The following is a 21,227-nucleotide window of genomic DNA, read 5'->3' on the forward strand; positions in this document are numbered from 1 at the left end:
TCCAAAAACTAGAAATTGGCGTAAATAAAACCTGGCAAACCTTCAGGTGCTAAACTAAATACCAAAGTGATATACAAAGCAAAAATAACGGGCAAACTCCACCATGGTAATTTTGCCAATAAATTTGCCAATTGCTCACGGCTACGTCCCAAATATGGATAAACTAACCATGCCAATAACATCATGGCTAAAGTCGGTACAAGTGATAAAGTTACCATCACACCATCAAATTGGGTTAGACCTTGCAAAACTTGTACAGCCTGTTCAAAGCTGGCACTACGGAAAAATATCCAGCCAAATGCCACATAATGAAACGTCAGTATAACTGCAAGAAATTTTGCTTTTTGAGTTAGCCAACCACGCCAGCCGACTTTCTTCATACAATTCAAAAATACTAAGGCAATACCGTGAATCGCACCCCATATAAGGAAATTCCACCCAGCACCATGCCACACACCCGAAATAATAAAGGCAAGCATAATATTGATTTGCACACGCCAAAAGCTGGCACGTCCGCCGCCCAATGGGATGTAAATATAGTCACGAATCCATGTCGATAAGGTCATATGCCATTTATTCCAAAAATCTTGGATGTCGGTGGCGAGATAAGGGCGATTAAAGTTTTCAGGTAAACGAAAACCCAATAACAAAGCCAAAGCAATTGCCAAATCAGTATAACCAGAAAAATCAAAAAATAGCTGTAGCGAATAGGCATACACAGCGGTCAATACTTCTAAGCCGTGGAATTGTAAAGGATTGGCAAAAACAGGATTGACCCATAATGTCTCTAACCAACTCGCCAAGACGATTTTTTTGAACAATGCAAAAATAATCAATGCTGCTGCCAAATAGGGCAAGATAATATGGCGTTGTCTGGCTGCTACTCGCTCTGCTCGTGTCATGCTCTGTGGTACATTCGATTCAGTCATGTCCTGTGCAGGCAAATAATTCTGATAATTTCTTGGTTGCCAAAATTTGATGGCATCGCTCATACGAACGATTGGTCCCGCGGTGATACTTGGCACAAAAGACAAAAATGCCAAAGTAACCGATGCAGGTACAGCTTTAATTTTGTTACGGTAGATATCAACCAAATAGCTAATCGCTTGGAAGGTGTAGAAAGAAATACCTAATGGCATCACAATATCCAAAGGTGATATCGAGCTATCAGGCAGATTACGATTCAGTTCACCAATGGTAAAGTTGGTATATTTAAAGAAACACAGATGCAAGGCAAGTGCAGACACCGCAAAGATAAGAATGGTTCCTTTTGAGCTTTGTTGCGTCAGACGATTATGAAAGTGAATGTACACCTGTACAATTGCCCAAACGTAGCTGATGCTTAATAAAAATTGCCACTGCCAACTAAGCACAAATAATAGGCCAGCACCCAACAGCAAATAATTTTGGATTTGAATAGAACGTCGACATGCCCAATACACCACAAAGAATAATAAAAAGCATAAAGCAAATTCGTATGACAAAATAACCATGAAATTGTGCCGACAAAAAAAAGATATAAAAAAGATATAACGATACCAATCTGCGAAAATAATTTAAGCTGAACTGCAAAATGAATCAAAAAATAGACTTAAAAGCAAACCTTAGGACAGCAATCCTTGCAAATATTTATGACGTGCAAAACATGACCTTGTGCATAATTTCAGCTTAAAAAATCTCAATCTTAGCTTAAATATTTACGCTTAAGATATACCGCAAATATAGCAAATTTTGCCTTATTATTCAAATGCCTTGCTTAAGTATTTATGGCTAGAATGATAGTTTTGTGTAACATTGCATTAAAGATTTTCACTGAAATATTTATCTGTATCTTTAATGCGAGCTATTTTAGCTCATGTATTATTTTTGCAATATTTTCAATGCTGAAATTTAGATTAGTTTGTGCAGTCTGTGCACTCACAATCAAACCTTCACCAAAACTAAATAGAATATCAGCTGGTTTATCTGCCTGAATATAATTAAGCTGTTGAAAGCGTTGAGTGAGTATAGCCCGTATTTGAGATTTATGTGCTTGGGCTTTCTTGAAAATCAAACAATCAGACTCAGAAAATTCCGCACAGGCATTAATAAACATGCAGCCATAAAAATCATCGCTCTGAGTCCATGCTTGGATAAAGCTTAAGTAAGCTTTTGCAGTCTCTTCAACTTCATATCTTTGTAAAGCCTCTTGTAGCTGTTCTAGAAACTGCTGATGTCGATAGTCTAATACTGCCAAAATTAAACCATCTTTATTTGTAAAATGTGCGTATAACGTTCTTTTCGTTGTGCCAGCGTGTCTAGCAAGCATTTCTACGCCACAAGCATGAAAGCCATATTGATAAAAAAGAGTAAAGCTATTTTTGATGATTTTTTCTCGAACGTTGTTCATAGATCTTGACCTCGTATTTAAGAAGGTTTAATGTATACTGATTGGTATACTTGTGCAAGCAACATTTAAACAGATTGAAAGGATAAAGATATGGTTAAGAGTAGACTATTTCACGCAACAGAAACGTGTCCACCGAGATTGCCCATAAAAAATATTATGATTGCATGGTTAGGTGCATTTATTGCTATAGCAAGTTTAGCAACAGTTCAATATTGGACAAAATTTCCGATGATTTTAGGCTCTTTTGGAGCAAGTTGTCTATTGATTTTTGCTTATCCATTTAGCCCATTCGCTCAACCTAGAAATGTGATAGGTGGTCATATGATTGCGAGTTTTGTAGGTTTAGCGATTATGGCATTATTTGGCGTGACATGGTGGAGTATGGCGTTGGCAGTAAGTACAGCGATTGCAATGATGTTGATATTTCGAGTTCCTCATCCACCAGCAGGCTCAAATCCACTTATCATTATGCTGGGTGGTGCAAAATGGAGTTTTCTGATTAATCCGACTTTTGTTGGTGCAGTGATTGTGGTTTTGATTGCGTTGATTTATAACAATGTCGGCAAGGATAAACAATATCCAGTTTATTGGATCTGATTTTTAATTTACTTTTTAGATAAAATAAAAAAGCCTTAAGTGAATGACTTAAGGTTTTTCGTATTTGGCTCTCCCACCTGGGCTCGAACCAGGGACCTGCGGATTAACAGTCCGTCGCTCTACCGACTGAGCTATGGGAGAATATGCAGTGCATTATATAGGATTTTTTTGGGTCGTCAAGCACTAAAAAATAAAAAAAATAGAAAAATGACATTAAGTGATTTAAAAATGTACTTTGTGGATTTTTAGTATCGATACACTGTATTTTTGGTATACAGTGTGTTTACAAAAGCAACTTGACTTTTTACACAATCAGTTTACATTAATCAGTATTCAAATTAAATGTGATTAATAGGTGTACATCATGGCAAAAACTGATAAACCAGCAGCAAAAAAAAGCAAACTCTAAAACTTCAGCGAAGACCAATCAAATCGGTCTTGAGCAAGCAGAAATGAAGCCAGTGATTGGTAAGTTGAATGCTTTGCTATCTAGTTACCATATTTTCTACATTAACGTTCGTGGCTATCATTGGAACGTTCGTGGCGAACATTTCTTCTCTCTACATGTGAAATTTGAAGAGCTTTATACAGCACTACAATTACAGATCGATGCGATTGCTGAACGTATCTTGACTCTGGGCGGCACACCTTTGCACGCATACAGCGAATTTGCGAAGTATTCAAGTGTACAAGAACATAAAGACGTTTTTGATGGTCGTGACTGCGTGACTGGCTTAGTTGCTGGTTTAAATGCATTGATTGAAGAGCAACGTGCAATTAGCAACATTGGCAGAAGAGGCGAGCGATCAAGGTTCAGCAGACTTGGTATCTGAATATATTCAAGAACAAGAAAAACTTGTTTGGATGTACAACGCATTCCTTGGATAATTATTGATTATAGGGTTATGAAAGTCAAATTTGTTTTTATAATCCAAATGAAAAAACGCAAATCTTAAAGATTTGCGTTTTTTTTGTGGCTTCAGTTTATTTGCCCGCTGTCCATCCATTGATGATTGGATAACGGCGATCACGTCCAAAAGCCTTGGCACTGATACGTGGACCAATTGCACCTTGACGACGCTTGTACTCGTTACGGTCTGTCAGACCGATGACTTTTTTGACGACTTCAGCGTCAAAGCCTTTCGCAATGATCTCATCTTGGCTCATGTTTTCTTCGATATACATATAAAGAATACCGTCTAAGATGTCATAAGGTGGCAAGCTGTCTTGGTCTTTTTGATCAGGGCGTAATTCTGCTGATGGTGGGCGTGTGATAACACGTTCTGGAATGACTGGTGTTTCGCTTAAGCTGTTGCGATATTTTGCCAATTCAAAAACAATACTCTTGTACACATCTTTTAATGGTGCAAAACCACCGACCATGTCACCATAAAGTGTGCAATAACCTACAGCAAGCTCTGATTTGTTACCTGTAGCTAAAACCAGATTACCAAATTTATTTGATAGTGCCATCAGCATCGTACCACGGGCACGAGCTTGTAAGTTTTCTTCTGTGGTGTCGGCAGGACCATTACCAAAGAATGGATGTAAGGTCTGTAAAAAACCACTGACAATTGGATGAATTTCTGCCACAGCAAAAGTCACACCCAGTGCATTGGCTTGGGCAGTTGCATCTTCAATACTGATTTTTGCAGTATATTGATAAGGCATCATCACGGCTTGTACTCGATTAGCACCCAATGCATCGACTGCAATCGCTAAGGTAAGTGCCGAGTCTATACCGCCAGACAAACCTAAAATCACACCAGGGAATTTTGAACGATTGACATAGTCACGTACTGACATCACCAACAGTTGATAAATTTCTGCTACAGCATCGGTCACTCGGCTAATTGTTTGTATGGCATATTTTTGTTGCTCGTGTTGATATTCAACCATAAGCAATTGCTCATTGGCCAATGATGCAGTGGCTGCCAATTCGCCATCAGCGTTCATTAGCATACTACAGCCATCAAAAATCAAATCATCTTGACCACCAAGTTGATTGACATAGGCAATATTCATATTAAATTTTGTTGCCATACGTTTGAGCAAATCACGACGAACATCTTGCTTGCCTGCTTCATAAGGCGATGCATTCAATACCAATAATGTTTTTGCACCTAGCTTAGCAACTTGTTTAACTGTTTCTTCTGTCCACACATCTTCGCAGATAAGCACACCGAATTTGTGTCCAGCGTGTTCAAAAATTAAGTGTTGCGAGCCTGTTGTGAAATAGCGTTTTTCATCAAATACACTGTAATTTGGCAAATTTTGTTTGCGATAAGTTGCTAAAATTTCACCATTTTTGATCAACACAGCTGCATTATGAAGCTGACCTGCACTGGTAGACTCTACCGCACCAACGATAATTAAAATGTCTTTGATTTTTTTAAGCTGTTCCAAAGCATCGAGTGTACGTTGAGCGATACTTTTTCTTAAAATTAAGTCTTCTGCTGGATAACCAATCAGGCTCAATTCAGGGAAAACAATAATATCAGCACCTTGTTGCTGTGCTTGTTGTGCTTGTTCAGCGATACGAGTTGCATTTTGTTCAATATTGCCCACATGTGGAGAGAATTGAGCAAGAGCAAGTTTGAAGTTACGCATCATTACGATCCTATCTGTGACTTGTCATTGCATACAAAATGTTAAGAATTATTATTAATATAGCTTAGACATTTTGATGTGCGTTGGGTGGATGTTCAGTTTCGCTAGCCTGTAATGGTGATGTGTGAAATGATGTTTAAAAATCAACAACATCTATTATTATACGCGCGAGAACCTTAACAATAATTGTAAGTTAAAACCAGCATTAAATATAGTGATAAATCGTTGTTTTTTGCAAAGCATACAAAAAAATAATCACAAAGATGGCAAAGGCTGTTTTATAATTACTCATCTTCTACAGCGTCATTGATGCAACGCGTGATAAGGAAATTAGGATGAGTTTTTTTAAAGATTTCGCACAGTACAGTCGTGAGCTAATTATGCCAAAGCGTCGTAAATTGACCGTTGGTGAAAAAGAGATGGCACGCCAGATTTTTATGGATGCATTGGATATGGAAAATGTAGAAGTGGTCGCACACCGCTTGGTACTAAAAGACTATGCAATGAGTCCAAATGGTCGCATTTATTTTCATCCAAAAGATTATGTCGATGATTTTAGTCAGCAAGATTTATCAACACAATCATGGTTAATCCATGAATTGGCACATATTTGGCAAATGCAACAAGGTGTGAAAGTAGTGCGTAAGGCACTGTTGGATAGACGCTATCGCTATGTATTGGAGTTGGGTAAAGGCTTTGCTGAATATGGCGTAGAGCAACAAGCCCAAATGATTCAAGATTATTTTCTGCGTAAACAGCGTGGGCAAGATTGTGGATTATATGAGAATTGCATTCCTTTTCTGCAAGACCGAGATGTAAACACACCAACTCAATTGACTTAAAACACGAAACAAAAAAAGAGCATCCGAAAAATGCTCTTTTTTATTACAATTTAGACAAATCGTATATTATTTGATGTCACGTTGTGTTTCGCCGCTATAAAGCTGACGTGGACGACCAATTTTGTACGGTGCAGAATGCATTTCTAACCAATGGCTAATCCAACCCACAGTACGTGCCAAAGCAAAGATCACAGTGAACATTGCTGTTGGAATACCGATTGCTTTTAAGATAATACCAGAGTAGAAGTCTACGTTTGGATATAATTTACGTTCGATGAAGTATGGATCGCTCAATGCGATTTCTTCCAATTTCTTCGCCAATGCCAATTGTGGGTCGTTATTATGACCTAGTGCAGCCAATACTTCGTCACACGTTTCTTTCATCACTTTAGCACGAGGGTCAAAGTTTTTGTAAACACGGTGACCGAAGCCCATCAATTTAGCTTCTTTACGTTTTACTTTTTCCATGAACTCTGCAACGTGTTCAACACTGCCGATTTCATCAAGCATCGTTAATACAGCTTCGTTTGCACCACCGTGTGATGGACCCCAAAGTGCAGAAATACCTGCAGAAATACATGCATAAGGGTTTGCACCAGTAGAACCTGCCAAACGTACAGTAGAAGTCGATGCATTTTGTTCGTGGTCTGCGTGCAATGTAAAGATTTTGTCCATTGCTTTAGCAAATACAGGATTTACTTTGTAATCTGGGTTTGCTGGTGTAGCAAACATCATATACAAGAAGTTTTCTGCATAATTTAGATCGTTACGTGGGTACATAAATGGCTGACCTACAGTGTATTTGTAGCTCCATGCTGCCAAAGTAGGTACTTTTGCGATCAAACGTTTTGCAGTGATTTCACGATGATTAACATCTTCGATATTAAGGTTGTTATGATAGAATGCAGACAACGCACCAACTACGCCAACCATGATTGCCATTGGGTGAGCATCACGACGGAAACCATTATAAAAACGGCTTACTTGGTCATGTACCATAGTGTGGTTGCGAATGTCGTCTTCAAATTTTGCTTTCTGTTCAGCGTCTGGTAATTCACCATTTAACAACAAATAACAAGTTTCTAAATAGCTTGCTTTGGTCGCCAATTGATCAATAGGGTAGCCACGATGCAATAAGATACCTTTGTCACCGTCAATAAAGGTAATCTTTGATTCGCATGACGCAGTAGACATAAAACCTGGGTCAAAAGTGAAATAGCCTTCCTTCAATACACTACCCACATCAATCACATCTGGACCTAAGCTGCCAGAGTAGATTGGAAGTTCTATTCTCTTGCCATCAATCTCAAGAATGGCTTTTTTACCTGTATTTTCAGACATTCAGAAGTGCTCCTGTCTTGGTGAATATCAAAGTTATCATGATGAAGCTCGCTAGCATACTCAATATTGTCAACAATGTCATCATTAATGACGCTTAAGTATCACAGGCGAGAAAAGTCCCTGTTCACACTATCAGATTTATGTGGCGTAATAATTACACTAAAAACTATTCTAGTACGCTCAAATCAGTATTGGGCATACCAGTGAATAATCATTCACCAAAGCATGATAGGATGAGTTTAAAAGTTACAGCTTAGCTTAAACTGAAAACATTGTTACTGTAAATAACTAATTGTAAGCAGATTTAAGTAAATGAACTTTGCATCTATGTTGCTGGTCACTCTTTATAGCCTCAAATGAGGTATTAGATAAATTAAACTTAAGTCTTATAGTGGATGCTAGATTGGATTTTTTTATGCGATGTGTCACATTATTTTCTGATAGATATTATTGTAATGATTGTAAAATCATTGGCTTATCATTTTAATGAGAATCGTTCTTAATTATATAATTCTAAAGCATTTTTTTTGGAGTGATAATTGTAATTTTTGTCTTGTCGCTTTATACTGCTGAGTTACAAAGTTGTTTGTGGATAAGCTTGCGTTGGTGGTTTGCGTACTTATCAAAACATTTATTTTCAGATTTCGATGCCTTTTTTGATTGTAAAAAATTGTTTTGTTTACAATCCTATGGTGTCAGATCATAAACCTATAGGATATTCGCTGTGAAAAACAACAGACCTGTCAATCTGTCCATGGGTCAAGTTTTAGCTGTAAACTTAAAATCCCCTGTGGCGATTGCATCCATTTTACACCGTTTATCGGGTGTAGTTGTCTTTTTATTGATTCCAGTTTTGCTGTGGATCTTGGACAAATCTTTATCTTCTCCTGAAGGTTTTACCTACGTAAAAGAACAAATCTTCGGTAACTTTTTGGTGCGCTTTATTGTTTGGGTGTTTGCGGCAGGTTTGATTTATCACTTTATCGCAGGACTTAAGCATTTATTGGCAGACTTAGGTGTTGCTGAAGAATTACAAAGTGGTCGTACTGCTGCGACTGTGTCTCTCATCTTGTCTGCAATCGGTATCATTGCGGCCTTTATCTGGATTGTATTGTAATGAAAAGTGCAACAGGTTTAACGGGTTCAGGCTCTCGTGATTGGTTTATCCAACGTGTCAGTGCTGTGGTACTGGCAGTTTATACGGTAGTGATTTTTGGCTGGTTATTGAGTCATAGTGGTTTTGACTATGTGGCTTGGTCTGGCTTTATGAAAACTTTACCAATGAAAATTTTATCATTGCTTGCAGTATTGTCTTTGCTTGTTCATGCATGGATCGGTATGTGGCAAGTATTCACTGACTATGTGACGACTCGTCAAATGGGTCCGTCAGCGTCAGGTTTACGTTTGGTCTTGACGTCAGCAGTGATTATTTCAGTTTTTGCTTATGCAATCTGGGCAATCCAAATTTTTTGGGCAAATTGATAGGAACACATCATGGCTAGTGTAAATGAAAATTATACCAATGTAGAAACTTTGAGCTTTGATGCGGTGATCGTGGGCGGTGGTGGCTCAGGGATGCGTGCATCTTATCAATTGGCTCAAGCAGGTTTAAAAGTTGCGGTATTAACCAAAGTATTCCCAACACGTTCGCACACTGTTGCGGCACAAGGTGGTATCGGTGCATCTTTGGGTAATATGCAAGAAGACAACTGGCATTATCATTTTTACGATACCGTAAAAGGCTCTGACTGGTTGGGTGACCAAGATGCCATTGAGTTTATGTGTCGTGAAGCACCTTATGTGGTGTATGAACTAGAGCATTTGGGTATGCCGTTCGACCGTAACGAAGATGGTACGATTTATCAACGTCCATTCGGTGGTCACTCTGCAAATTATGGTGCCAAAGCTGTACCACGTGCGTGTGCTGCGGCTGACCGTACAGGTCATGCTTTATTGCATACCTTGTATCAAAGCAACGTCAAAATGGGTACACAATTTTTCGTTGAATGGATTGCATTAGATTTAATCCGTAACGAAAATGGTGACGTATTGGGCGTAACTGCAATTGACCAAGAAACAGGTAATATTGCCGTATTCCAAGCCAAAGCAACATTGTTCGCTACAGGTGGTGCGGGTCGTGTATATCGTGCATCGACTAACGCGTATATCAATACTGGTGACGGCTTAGGTATGGCAGCACGTGCAGGTATTCCATTACAAGATATGGAATTCTGGCAATTCCACCCTACAGGTGTAGCGGGTGCAGGCGTATTATTGACTGAAGGTTGTCGTGGTGAAGGTGGTATTTTGCGTAACAAAGACGGTGAGCCGTTTATGGAGCGTTATGCACCAACATTGAAAGACTTGGCACCACGTGACTTCGTATCACGCTCAATGGACCAAGAAATCAAAGAAGGTCGTGGCTGTGGTCCAAATGCTGACTATATCTTGTTGGATATGACGCACTTGGGTGCTGAAACCATCATGAAGCGTTTGCCATCGGTATTTGAAATTGGTAAGAAATTCGCCAATGTGGATTGTACGAAAGAGCCAATTCCAGTTGTACCAACCATTCACTATCAAATGGGCGGTATTCCAACCAATATTCACGGTCAAGTCTGTGTGCCAGACGGTCAAGAAATTGCCCCATTAAAAGCACACTACAACAAAGACACCAAAGAATACACTTATGAAGGTGATCGCAATTATACGAAGCCTGTTAAAGGTTTTTATGCGATTGGTGAGTGTTCTTGTGTATCTGTACATGGTGCAAACCGCTTAGGTACCAACTCATTGCTTGACTTGGTGGTATTTGGTAAAGCAGCGGGTAAACATATTATCGAATATGTAACCAAAGAATGTGATGATAAATTTATCCCATTACCAAATGATGTGTTGGAAGGAACGTTAGATCGTATCCGTAAATTGGACAATTCTACTACTGGTGAAAATGCCCAAGATGTTGCGGATGAAATTCGTGAAATCGTACAGTACCATGCTGGTGTATTCCGTACTGCTGAACTGTTGGAAAAAGGTGTAAAAGAAATTCTTGCCCTTGAACCACGTGTACGCAACATCCATTTGAAAGACAAATCAAAAGTATTTAATACTGCACGTATTGAAGCTTTAGAAGTGGAAAACTTGTACGAAGTCGCAAAAGCAACTTTGATTTCCGCTGCTGCACGTAAAGAATGTCGTGGTGCACATACTGTGGTTGACTATGAAGAAGCACCAGATCATCCACAATATTCATACGGTCGTCGTGATGATGAATGGATGAAACACACATTGTGGTTCTCAGCGGACAATCGCTTGGAATACAAACCAGTTCGCTTTACACCGTTAAGTGTTGAAGCCATCGAACCTAAACCACGTACATTCTAATCAGGAGAATACAGATGAGCAGAGGTATCCGCACATTTCATATCTACCGCTATGATCCTGATAAGGATAAAGCACCGTATATGCAAACTTACAAGCTAGAATTGACGGATAAGCATCGTATGTTGCTTGACGCATTACTGGCTTTGAAAGTACAAGACGAAACTTTGACATTCCGCCGTTCATGCCGTGAAGGGATTTGTGGTTCGGATGGTGTCAATATTAATGGTAAAAACGGTTTGGCTTGTTTGTGGAATCTTAACGATTTACCAAACGAAATTACCATCCGTCCATTGCCAGGTTTGCCAGTGATCAAAGATTTGGTCGTGGATATGAATCAGTTCTACGAACAGTACAACAAAATTCAGCCATTCTTGATTAACGATCAGCCACCACCAGCCAGAGAGCGTTTACAGTCACAAACTGACCGTGAGCATTTAGATGGCTTGTATGAATGTATCTTGTGTGCATGTTGTTCAACATCATGTCCATCATTCTGGTGGAATCCAGACAAATTCTTAGGTCCTTCAGCATTATTGAATGCCTATCGTTTTATCATCGACTCTCGTGATAATGCAACCCAAGAGCGTTTGGCACGCTTGGACGATCCATTCAGTTTGTTCCGTTGTAAAGGTATTATGAACTGTGTATCAGTATGTCCTAAGGGCTTAAACCCAACCAAGGCAATTGGTCATATTCGTAGTATGATGTTGGATCAGGCGGGTTAATATAATCCTATTGATTTTCATCAAAAAAGCACATCTGAGGATGTGCTTTTTTTTTGTTCCAAAACAATAAAAAACGTGCTAATCACTATAGCGTCATTAGCACGTCAGTATTATTTAACGTGAGTTCGGTTTAAAAGGCATATTTTTATTGTAATTATATGATTTCTAAAAAGTAGGGTGTGAGAAACATTTTTTCGCAAGACGCACCATTTTAATGCCGTTTTCTGAAAGGTGCGTAAGATGCACCCTACAGACGAATTAAATTTACTTTTAAAATCAAATAATTATATCTTAGTTTATCCCGAACTCACGTTATTTAACTGAGTTTAATAGCGGTAAATCCGTTTAGAATTTTAAATTTAAACCAGCAGTATAATTTCTACCTATTTGTGGCACATAAGGCAGATATGAAGTATGGATATAAATGTCTTGATTCAAGAGATTATTTGCACCAAGAGAGAGCTGATAATCCAAACCTTGCCATTTATTTTTGTAATCCACCGCCAGATTTAATGCATTATAGCCTTTGCTTGCATCTTCATGGATGTTTGTACCCACTAGGCTATCGCCATCTTCAGACTTTTTACTATAAATAGATGTAGAGGTTTTTTTCTGAGCAAAAACATGTGTGTAGTCAAGCACTGCTGACCAGTGATCATTAAACTCAGATTTCCACTGTGCACCTAAACGAGCAGGTGGTGTGCGAGGGTTATTACGGTTTGGGCGTGCCAAAGTTTGATAACCAATTACATCATGACAAATATCATCATAACCATCACTATCTACGCAGTCATAACCTTCGGAGTAAATTTTATCACCATAAATAGTCGGTAAATTAAATAATTTCCCACGTACATAATCACCAAATAATTTGACTTGATGCTGAGGGTTTATATGATAAGTGATATTGCCTTCAACACCATAGATTTTGGCTTCAGATTGTAGGTAACGACGTGCGTATAAATTGCCACTACGTAAAATGGTTTCGTTATGGATATAATTTTTAAAGCGATTGTAATAAGCACTTAAATTATAATCAACTTTATCGCCACGGTGCATTAAACCAATTTCAAAATTATTTGAGCGTTCTTTGTCGAGGTTTTTATTACCATATTCAAAAGAGTTGGTCGCCAAATGCTTACCGTGATAATACAATTCCATTGGGCTTGGCAAGCGTTCATTGTGTGAGGCATTCAACGACAAGCGATATTCTGGTTGAATATCCCATGCTAAACCTGTGGAATATGAAAACGCATTTTTTTGTACGTAGATAGATCTGGTTTGATATCAAGGCGTTTTGATGTATATCTCTCGAGCAAATCTAAATTATATTCAATCGGAATGGCTTGTTTTTCAGCACGAAAACCTACATCAAAAGTAAAGTCGCCATGGCGATACTGTTCAATACCAAAGACACTCCATTGCTTATTGGTGTTTTTGATTAGTGGCGTGCGTTGGCTAAGGTAACGATCTTGGTTGAGTGAGCTACTCGGTGTATCGGTCGCCACCGCTTGACTGGTTTGAGTTTGATACTGCAAACCAAGTACACCATCAAATCCAGCGATTGGCGTATGGAAGAATTCTAAGCGTGTATTTAGACCTTTGTTGGCATAATGATACAACGGTTTATCTAATAACGCCAAAGCATCACGGCGTTTACGGGCTGCCAAATCTCTTGCGTCATGTGGGCTGACATAAGCTTTGCCATCACCCATTTCATCATGTTGATAATCACTGTAAGTCATACTTAGTTTGATTTTGTCCAAGCCTTTCAAAGGTTGGTCGTAAGCAGCTCTAAAATCATAACGCTGACTACTTAGGTCGATCCAAGGGCCTTTTGATGAGTGATCATGTTTGTGACCATACGGATTATCGTGACTATGATCGTGTGCACTGTCTTGCTCATTACCACAATGTGTATGTACACCTGCACGAATATCTTGATCTGCCATCAAATGAGGGAACGGGTACAGATAACGTCTTTCGCGTGTTTCAGCTTTACTGGTATCAAAAATATCTACTGTACAACTATCTAGCATATGATTGTGTCCAGGGATACCATATTGATCACGGCGTGAGCTATATGCAGCACCAATATAACCTTTGTCACCAATCCAAGATAATCCGACAGTACCCACTTTTGAATGATTGTAGCTATCAGGCAAGAATTTGATGATTTTATCACCAGGCTTGAAGTGATTAACATGATAATTGTCAGCATTACGTGATAAACCTTCGATGCGTAAAGCAAAACGATCAGCCAAACCTATAGTTGTACCTAAAGTGACAAGCTTTTCTTTGCTATTGCTGTTATAACGACTAAAAACTTCGGTTTCTTGTCCATTTTCAGGTAATGTTGTTGGAATGCGTTTATCAACGATATTCACCACGCCTGCCGCCGATGCCATGGCATACATGAGCGTTGATGAACCATGGACTACTTCGACTTGATCGGCAAGTAGGGTATCTGCAGCGACAGCATGGTCAGGAGAAACACTGGACATATCTACCACGTCTGTACCATTTTGCAAAATCTTGATTCGTACGCCTTCTTGTCCACGGATGATTGGGCTACTTGCACCACCGCCAAAAGGATTGCTGTGGATACCAATTTCATTCGCCAAAGCATTGCCCACAGTGCTGGAGCGTCGCTTAAATTCTTCTTTTTTTACTGTAATGTCGCTGGCTTTGGCAACACCTATAGGATCTGTGTGGCGTGTCGTTGAGTTGGCAACAATAATAATGTCATCTAAAACGTGAACTTTATCCGTTTTTTCGTTGGTATCAGCTGAAATATTGTTGTTTGCATAGAGTGATGAACTACTCAATGCGAGTAGGGGGAGTACGAGATATTTGTAGGTTGCCATGATATAAAACCTAGTAGGGTTAGAGGAATTAAATATGACGTTATAACATAACATAATTAAACATTACTTTGCAAATATACACATGAAGTTGCGTATCTTTATATAATTGAATCAATCTATTGCAACAAGTTTGAATTTTTATCATTATGTTTGGTGTCTTGTAATTAAGGTTAAAAATCGGTAAAACATCGTATAAATATTTATTATATTTTCATTTATACTTTTGTCTAATTTAGCAAAAAAATATTGAAATAGGCTCACAAAAATCAGCAGGCAAGTTTATAATTAGCATTGCATCTATTGTGGGATTGTTTGTTATTTGTAAATCTAATATCTCTTATATATTTTACAGATATGATAGGCAACGCAATTTATGTTACACTACAGACATTTACTTACATCTGCGTGCGTTGATTTGCCAACGCAACAAAACAGTGATTTGCCGTGTTGTAAAAATTGAATTATCTACAATAAATCAATTCACACCGACAATTTGCACACTCAAAAGGTCTATTTATGCAAAAGATTTCTGACGCATTACGTCTGGACACAGAATTATCTGCTGACAGTGCGGCGTATATTGAAGAATTGTATGAGCAATATTTGTATTCTCCGCAATCTGTACCTGAAGATTGGCAAAAATACTTTGCTCAGTATCCAAAAGGCGAACAAGCACACGGTAGCGTGCGTGAACAATTTTTACAATTTGCACGCAACCCACAACGTGTTATGCAATTTGCTCAAAATAGCGGTGCATCGGGTGATACACGTCAATTAGGCGTTTTAGACTTAATCAATGCATATCGTAGCCGTGGTCATCAACAGGCCAATCTTGATCCATTAAACATGATGAAGCGTGAAGATGTGCCAGATTTGCACTTGGCTCATCATGGTTTATCTCAGTCGGATAGTACTGCGACCTTTAATACAAGCAACTTAGCAATCAACAAAACTGAAGCTACTTTGGCTGAAATCGTAAAAGATTTGCAAGCGATTTATACTGGTAGTATCGGTGTAGAGTACACGCATATTGTTGATACCGAAGAGCAACGTTGGTTGCAAGAGCGTATTGAATCAGCAAAAGGTCAATATCAGTTTAGCGCAGAACAGAAAAAGCATATTTTAGAGCGTTTGACTGCTGCTGAAGGCTTAGAAAAATATCTGGGCAACCGTTTCGTAGGTGCAAAACGTTTTGGTTTGGAAGGTGGTGAATCTTTTATTCCAATGATGGACGAGCTTGTACAACGTGCAGGTAAAGTGGGCTGTAAAGAAGTTGTGATCGGTATGGCTCACCGTGGACGTTTAAACGTACTAGTCAACGTTATGGGTAAAAACCCAGCAGATTTGTTTGGTGAGTTTGAAGGGAAAATGTTGCATAAAAAAGGCTCTGGTGACGTAAAATATCACCAAGGTTATTCAAGCAATATCATGACACCAGGTGGCGAATTGCACTTGGCAATGGCATTTAACCCATCTCACCTAGAAATCGTTGGCCCTGTGGTTGTAGGTTCAGTACGTGCTCGTCAAGTACGTCGTGCTGATATCGGTGGTGATGACGTATTACCAATCGTGGTACACGGTGATGCGGCATTTGCTGGTCAAGGCGTGAACCAAGAATTATTACAAATGTCACAAACTCGCGGTTATACCGTGGGTGGTACAGTACATGTGGTCATCAATAACCAAGTGGGCTTTACTACATCAAACCCACGTGACACACGCTCTACAGAATACTGTACTGATGTGGCGAAAATGGTTCAAGCACCAATTTTCCATGTGAATGGTGATGATCCAGAAGCTGTTATTTTCGTTACGCAATTGGCACATGATTTCCGTCATACGTTCCGTAAAGATGTTGTAATTGACTTAGTATGTTACCGTCGTCGTGGTCATAACGAGGCTGACGAGCCGGCAGCAACACAACCAATGATGTATCAACAGATTGCAAAACAAGTCACTACACGCACTTTGTATGCAGATAAGTTGATCGCTGAAAATGTGATTAGCAAAGATGTATCAGAGCAAATGGTTGAGCAATACCGTGCCGATTTAGAAGCAGGTAAGCACGTTGCCAATGCCTTGGTGACTGAACCAAATAAAGACTTGTTTGTAGATTGGACACCGTATTTGGGTCACGATTATACAGATGAATGCGACACCACTTATCCGATCGCACGTCTTAAAGAATTGGGTCAAAAAATGGCACAATTCCCAGAAGGCTTTAAATTACAACGCCAAGTACAAAAAGTCATTGATGACCGTTTGAAAATGCAAACGGGCGAAATGCCTTTGAACTGGGGTGCAGCAGAAACTTTAGCTTATGCGACTTTGCTAGATGAAGGTCATTTGATTCGTATCTCTGGTGAAGACGTAGGTCGTGGTACATTCTCTCACCGTCATGCTAAATTACATAGCCAAACTGACGGTGCAGTATATATTCCATTGTGCAATATCAAAGAAAACCAACCACGCTTTGCGATTTGGGATTCTTTATTGTCTGAAGAAGCAGTATTGGCATTTGAATACGGTTATTCAACTACAGTACCGAACAGCATGATTATTTGGGAAGCCCAATTTGGTGACTTCGTCAACTGTGCCCAAGTGGTGATTGACCAGTTTATTTCATCAGGCGAAACCAAATGGGAACGTTTGAGCGGTTTGACCATGTTGTTACCACACGGTTATGAAGGTCAAGGTCCTGAGCATTCATCAGCACGTTTAGAGCGTTTCTTACAGCTTTGTGCTGAAGATAATATGCAAGTGATGACACCGACTACACCAGCACAGATTTATCATGCTCTGCGTCGTCAAATCATTCGTCCATTGCGTAAGCCAATGATTATCATGTCGCCTAAGTCATTGTTGCGTCACAAATTGGCAACATCTGAATTAGATGAGTTAGCGAATGGTACATTCCAAACCGTTATCGATGAAATTGATAGCATCGATAAAAATGCTGCAACACGTTTGGTGTTGTGTGGTGGTAAAGTGTACTATGACTTACTTGAAAAACGCCGTGAATTGGGTTTGGATCACACTGCGATCGTTCGTGTTGAACAGCTTTACCCATTCCCAGCAAAAGCATTGCAAGACGTGGTTGCACAATATCCAAATGTTAAAGATGTAGTATGGGCACAAGAAGAGCCGAAGAACCAAGGCGCTTGGAGCTTTATTACACCATACTTATATGAAAATGTGTTGCCAGTGGTCGCACAAGCAAAAATCCATTATGCAGGGCGTGATGCATCTGCAGCCCCTGCATGTGGCTCACCATATTTGCATGCAGAACAACAAGCTCAATTGCTGAATGTAGCATTGGGTGTTAAAAGTGAACAAACAGGAGACAGTCAGTAATGGCAACTGAAATCAAAGCACCGGTATTTCCAGAATCGGTTGCAGACGGTACAATCGCAACTTGGCACAAGCAAGCTGGTGATTTCGCTAGCCGTGACGAAGTGATTTGTGAAATCGAAACCGACAAGGTGGTATTAGAAGTCGTTGCTCCTGCTGACGGTACAGTAAGCAAAATTGTTAAAGCGGAAGGTGATACTGTACTTTCTGCCGAAGTCATTGCTGAATTCGAAGCAGGTGCAGCTAGCTCAGATCAAACACAACAAGCAGTGAGTGAAAACACTAGCGTTGAGCAAACTACTGCAAGCACACAAGCAGGTGCAGCAGCGATCGTTGCACGTGAAACTACAGTTGATAAAGATCAAGCACCAGCGGTACGTAAAGCATTGGCAGAAACAGGCTTAAATGCTGGCGACGTACAAGGCACAGGTCGTGGTGGTCGTATCACTAAAGAAGACGTTGCAAATCATCAAACTAAACCAGCAGCAACGCCATTGGCTGTTGCAGCTGGCGAGCGTACTGAAAAACGTGTTCCAATGACGCGTTTGCGTAAACGTGTTGCTGAACGTCTATTGGCTGCAACGCAAGAAACAGCAATGTTGACGACGTTTAACGAAGTAAACATGAAACCGATCATGGAATTGCGTAAGCAGTACAAAGATCGTTTTGAAAAACGTCATGGTGCTCGTCTTGGCTTTATGTCTTTCTTTGTTAAAGCAGCGACTGAAGCATTGAAACGCTATCCAGCAGTGAATGCATCTATTGATGGTGACGACATTGTTTATCACGGTTTCTTTGACATCGGTGTAGCAGTGTCTTCTGATCGTGGTTTGGTTGTACCAGTATTACGTGATACAGACAGCATGAGCTATGCAGATATTGAAAATGGTATCGGTGCATACGCTGCAAAAGCACGTGAAGGCAAATTGTCTATCGAAGAAATGACTGGCGGTACATTCACTATTACTAACGGTGGTACATTCGGTTCATTGCTTTCTACACCAATCATCAACCCACCGCAAACTGCGATCTTGGGTATGCACAAGATTCAAGACCGTCCAATGGCGGTCAATGGTCAAGTCGAAATCTTGCCAATGATGTATTTGGCATTGTCTTATGACCACCGCTTAATCGATGGTAAAGAAGCAGTTGGTTTCTTGGTAACAATCAAAGAATTGTTAGAAGATCCAGCGTCTTTGTTGCTTGATCTATAATCGGTCGTAGAATAGGAACATTGTTTAAATTGTTAAAGATTTAGGCAGTTTAGGGAGCAAGTAGGGAAGATTTTGCCTGCTTGCTCTTATTACGTTATAAAAAACTAAATTTAAATTTAGTTTTACCCTTGTTAGAAAAAAGGTCTGAAAAAATGTCACAACAATTTGATTTAGTGGTTATCGGTGGTGGTCCAGGTGGTTACGAAGCAGCTATTCGTGCCGCACAATTGGGCTTTAAAGTTGCTTGTATCGAAAAACGTATTCACAAAGGCAAACCATCTTTGGGCGGTACTTGCTTAAACGTGGGTTGTATCCCATCAAAAGCTTTGTTGGATTCATCGCATCGTTATGAAGCAACTCAACACGATTTGGCTGAACACGGTATTACTACTGGTGATGTAAAACTTGATTTGGCAACATTGTTGGCACGCAAAGACAAAGTTGTTGATGGTTTGACAGGTGGTGTTGCTGGCTTGCTTAAAGGCAACGGTATTGAGTGGTTACAAGGTACTGGCAAATTGCTTGCAGGTAAAAAAGTTGAATTTGTTTCTCACGCAGGTGAAACACAAGTTCTTGAACCAAAATATGTGATCTTGGCATCTGGTTCTGTACCTGTGAATATTCCTGTTGCACCAGTAGATCAAGACTTGATCGTTGATTCAACAGGCGCTTTGGAATTCCCAGAAGTACCAAAACGTTTGGGCGTAATTGGTGCAGGTGTAATCGGTCTTGAGCTTGGTTCTGTATGGCGTCGTTTGGGTGCAGAAGTGACTGTATTCGAAGCAATGGACAGTTTCTTAGGCTTGGCTGACAAAGAATTGTCTAAAGAATACCAAAAAATCTTGACTAAACAAGGTTTGGATATTCAAATCGGTGCGAAAGTTGCAGGTACTGAGATTAACGGTCGTGAAGTGACGGTTAAATTCACTCAAAACGGTGAAGACAAAACACAAGTATTTGATAAAGTGATCGTATGTGTAGGTCGTAAGGCGTATGCAGAAGGTTTGTTGGCTGAAGATTCTGGTATTAAATTGACTGAACGCGGTTTGGTTGAAGTAAATGACTATTGCTTGACTTCAGTTGAAGGCGTTTATGCGATTGGTGACTTAGTACGTGGTCCGATGCTTGCACACAAAGCAATGGAAGAAGGTGTAATGGCTGTTGAGCGTATTCACGGTCATGCTGCACAAGTGAACTATGATACCATCATCAGTGTTATCTATACTCACCCAGAAGCTGCTTGGGTAGGTATGACTGAACAACAAGCAACTGAGAAAGGCATCGAAGTTAAAACAGGTAAATTCGGTTTTGCTGCCAACGGTCGTGCTTTGGCTGCTGCAGACAACCAAGGTTTTGTAAAATTCGTTGCTGATGCCAAAACAGATCGTTTATTAGGTATGCATGTTGTTGGTCCAAATGCATCTGACATCATCCACCAAGGTATGATTGCGATGGAATTTGTGTCTTCTGTAGAAGATTTACAATTAATGACTTTCGGTCACCCAACATTCTCTGAAGTGGTACATGAAGCTGCCTTGGCAGTAGATAACCGTGCGATTCATGCAATCAACCGTAAGAAAAAATAATTTTCTTAAGCTGATTTGCTGAAATAAAATTTCCCCTTGTATTGCAATACAAGGGGAAATTTTTATATGTATTTATGCTAAAGAATACGATGTGATGTCTAAACATATCATCATTACTAAGAGCTTATAAGATTCAAAAAGAATATGAGTACCGACACAATCACAGCTAAATAAATCAGAATAATCGCTATGCCTTTTAGTGCTATTGCTGTAGGCAAATAGTTGTTTTGTAGGGCGTGTTGACAATTAACGCAAATTGATTATTGTTGCAGCCAGATAGATATTAGCAGCAAAAGATTCATCGGTTTTCTCAGCACGCAT

At 39.6% G+C, this 21,227-nt stretch carries 15 protein-coding genes, 1 tRNA gene and 1 pseudogene; 10 read left to right on the forward strand and 7 right to left on the reverse strand.

The window, feature by feature from the left end; translation table 11 throughout:
- Positions 1-8: 8 nt before the first annotated feature.
- Positions 9-1,493 (reverse strand): MBOAT family O-acyltransferase, encoded by a 1,485-nt coding sequence (locus tag ACEYX7_RS00935; protein WP_374804179.1) that lies wholly within the window; start codon positions 1,491-1,493, stop codon positions 9-11.
- A gap of 350 nt (positions 1,494-1,843) precedes the next feature.
- Positions 1,844-2,389 carry a TetR/AcrR family transcriptional regulator gene (locus tag ACEYX7_RS00940; RefSeq protein ID WP_374804181.1) on the reverse strand — a complete coding sequence of 182 codons (546 nt, stop codon included), beginning with the start codon at positions 2,387-2,389 and terminating at the stop codon, positions 1,844-1,846.
- A gap of 90 nt (positions 2,390-2,479) precedes the next feature.
- Here ACEYX7_RS00940 and ACEYX7_RS00945 point away from each other — a divergent pair, with 90 nt between their 5' ends.
- Positions 2,480-2,986, forward strand: coding sequence for an HPP family protein (locus ACEYX7_RS00945; RefSeq protein ID WP_465246273.1), 507 nt, complete (start codon positions 2,480-2,482; stop codon positions 2,984-2,986).
- Positions 2,987-3,051: 65 nt separating this feature from the next.
- On the opposite strand, the gene ACEYX7_RS00950 is transcribed toward ACEYX7_RS00945, so the two are convergent.
- Positions 3,052-3,127, reverse strand: a tRNA-Asn gene (locus tag ACEYX7_RS00950).
- 311 nt (positions 3,128-3,438) lie between these two features.
- Between ACEYX7_RS00950 and ACEYX7_RS00955 the strand changes: the two are divergent.
- Positions 3,439-3,874: pseudogene (locus ACEYX7_RS00955) on the forward strand (Dps family protein).
- A gap of 96 nt (positions 3,875-3,970) precedes the next feature.
- On the opposite strand, the gene ACEYX7_RS00960 reads toward ACEYX7_RS00955, so the two are convergent.
- Positions 3,971-5,596: an NAD+ synthase gene (locus tag ACEYX7_RS00960; protein WP_374900099.1), complete on the reverse strand. Its 1,626-nt coding sequence runs from the start codon at positions 5,594-5,596 to the stop codon at positions 3,971-3,973.
- 335 nt (positions 5,597-5,931) lie between these two features.
- Between ACEYX7_RS00960 and ACEYX7_RS00965 the strand changes: the two genes are divergently transcribed.
- Positions 5,932-6,438, forward strand: a complete 507-nt coding sequence (locus ACEYX7_RS00965; protein ID WP_374804187.1) for a type IV secretion protein Rhs — start codon at positions 5,932-5,934, stop codon at positions 6,436-6,438.
- Between the two features lie 66 nt (positions 6,439-6,504).
- Here the strand turns inward: ACEYX7_RS00965 and gltA are convergent, their stop codons facing one another.
- Positions 6,505-7,779 carry a citrate synthase gene (gene gltA, locus ACEYX7_RS00970; RefSeq protein WP_374804189.1) on the reverse strand — a complete coding sequence of 425 codons (1,275 nt, stop codon included), beginning with the start codon at positions 7,777-7,779 and terminating at the stop codon, positions 6,505-6,507.
- 724 nt (positions 7,780-8,503) lie between these two features.
- Between gltA and sdhC the strand changes: the two genes are divergently transcribed.
- The 4 genes from sdhC to ACEYX7_RS00990 are packed head-to-tail and all read left to right on the forward strand — an operon-like array spanning position 8,504 to position 11,888.
- Entirely contained in the window at positions 8,504-8,896 is a 393-nt protein-coding gene (gene sdhC / locus ACEYX7_RS00975; protein WP_374804191.1) for a succinate dehydrogenase, cytochrome b556 subunit, read from the forward strand.
- Positions 8,896-9,261: a succinate dehydrogenase, hydrophobic membrane anchor protein gene (gene sdhD / locus ACEYX7_RS00980; RefSeq protein ID WP_374806614.1), complete on the forward strand. Its 366-nt coding sequence runs from the start codon at positions 8,896-8,898 to the stop codon at positions 9,259-9,261. Before sdhC ends, sdhD begins: the two co-directional genes overlap by 1 nt.
- A gap of 12 nt (positions 9,262-9,273) precedes the next feature.
- Complete coding sequence (locus tag ACEYX7_RS00985; RefSeq protein WP_374804195.1) at positions 9,274-11,163, forward strand: FAD-binding protein; 1,890 nt, start codon at positions 9,274-9,276, stop codon at positions 11,161-11,163.
- A gap of 14 nt (positions 11,164-11,177) precedes the next feature.
- Positions 11,178-11,888 carry a succinate dehydrogenase iron-sulfur subunit gene (locus ACEYX7_RS00990; protein WP_374900100.1) on the forward strand — a complete coding sequence of 237 codons (711 nt, stop codon included), beginning with the start codon at positions 11,178-11,180 and terminating at the stop codon, positions 11,886-11,888.
- A 345-nt stretch (positions 11,889-12,233) separates the two neighbouring features.
- On the opposite strand, the gene ACEYX7_RS00995 is transcribed toward ACEYX7_RS00990, so the two are convergent.
- Together ACEYX7_RS00995 and ACEYX7_RS01000 are read right to left on the reverse strand one after the other, a co-directional pair.
- Positions 12,234-13,091, reverse strand: coding sequence for a TonB-dependent receptor domain-containing protein (locus ACEYX7_RS00995; protein WP_374900102.1), 858 nt, complete (start codon positions 13,089-13,091; stop codon positions 12,234-12,236).
- Positions 13,092-13,117: 26 nt separating this feature from the next.
- Positions 13,118-14,755 carry a TonB-dependent receptor plug domain-containing protein gene (locus tag ACEYX7_RS01000; protein ID WP_374900103.1) on the reverse strand — a complete coding sequence of 546 codons (1,638 nt, stop codon included), beginning with the start codon at positions 14,753-14,755 and terminating at the stop codon, positions 13,118-13,120.
- A 516-nt stretch (positions 14,756-15,271) separates the two neighbouring features.
- Here ACEYX7_RS01000 and ACEYX7_RS01005 point away from each other — a divergent pair.
- From ACEYX7_RS01005 to lpdA, 3 genes are all read left to right on the forward strand, one after another.
- Positions 15,272-18,109, forward strand: coding sequence for a 2-oxoglutarate dehydrogenase E1 component (locus ACEYX7_RS01005; RefSeq protein WP_374804203.1), 2,838 nt, complete (start codon positions 15,272-15,274; stop codon positions 18,107-18,109).
- The gene (odhB, locus tag ACEYX7_RS01010) at positions 18,109-19,320 is read left to right on the forward strand and encodes a 2-oxoglutarate dehydrogenase complex dihydrolipoyllysine-residue succinyltransferase (protein ID WP_374804205.1); all 1,212 of its coding nucleotides are present in this window, start codon (positions 18,109-18,111) and stop codon (positions 19,318-19,320) included. The genes ACEYX7_RS01005 and odhB overlap by 1 nt, the downstream gene beginning before the upstream one ends.
- Positions 19,321-19,472: 152 nt before the next feature.
- On the forward strand, positions 19,473-20,906 hold the full coding sequence (lpdA, locus tag ACEYX7_RS01015) for a dihydrolipoyl dehydrogenase (protein ID WP_374804207.1): 1,434 nt from the start codon (positions 19,473-19,475) through the stop codon (positions 20,904-20,906).
- Positions 20,907-21,227: the final 321 nt, after the last annotated feature.

It is taken from the genome of Hubeiibacter jixunmingi, assembly GCF_041928215.1.
Taxonomy (GTDB): Bacteria; Pseudomonadota; Gammaproteobacteria; order Pseudomonadales; family Moraxellaceae; genus Acinetobacter.

Coding starts and splice junctions, on each gene's coding strand:
- ACEYX7_RS00935 (WP_374804179.1), bottom strand. CDS start 1,493: ATGGTTATTTTGTCATACGAATTTGCTTTATGCTTTTTATTATTCTTT.
- ACEYX7_RS00940 (WP_374804181.1), bottom strand. CDS start 2,389: ATGAACAACGTTCGAGAAAAAATCATCAAAAATAGCTTTACTCTTTTT.
- ACEYX7_RS00945 (WP_465246273.1), top strand. CDS start 2,480: ATGGTTAAGAGTAGACTATTTCACGCAACAGAAACGTGTCCACCGAGA.
- ACEYX7_RS00960 (WP_374900099.1), bottom strand. CDS start 5,596: ATGCGTAACTTCAAACTTGCTCTTGCTCAATTCTCTCCACATGTGGGC.
- ACEYX7_RS00965 (WP_374804187.1), top strand. CDS start 5,932: ATGAGTTTTTTTAAAGATTTCGCACAGTACAGTCGTGAGCTAATTATG.
- gltA (WP_374804189.1), bottom strand. CDS start 7,779: ATGTCTGAAAATACAGGTAAAAAAGCCATTCTTGAGATTGATGGCAAG.
- sdhD (WP_374806614.1), top strand. CDS start 8,896: ATGAAAAGTGCAACAGGTTTAACGGGTTCAGGCTCTCGTGATTGGTTT.
- ACEYX7_RS00985 (WP_374804195.1), top strand. CDS start 9,274: ATGGCTAGTGTAAATGAAAATTATACCAATGTAGAAACTTTGAGCTTT.
- ACEYX7_RS00990 (WP_374900100.1), top strand. CDS start 11,178: ATGAGCAGAGGTATCCGCACATTTCATATCTACCGCTATGATCCTGAT.
- ACEYX7_RS01000 (WP_374900103.1), bottom strand. CDS start 14,755: ATGGCAACCTACAAATATCTCGTACTCCCCCTACTCGCATTGAGTAGT.
- ACEYX7_RS01005 (WP_374804203.1), top strand. CDS start 15,272: ATGCAAAAGATTTCTGACGCATTACGTCTGGACACAGAATTATCTGCT.
- odhB (WP_374804205.1), top strand. CDS start 18,109: ATGGCAACTGAAATCAAAGCACCGGTATTTCCAGAATCGGTTGCAGAC.
- lpdA (WP_374804207.1), top strand. CDS start 19,473: ATGTCACAACAATTTGATTTAGTGGTTATCGGTGGTGGTCCAGGTGGT.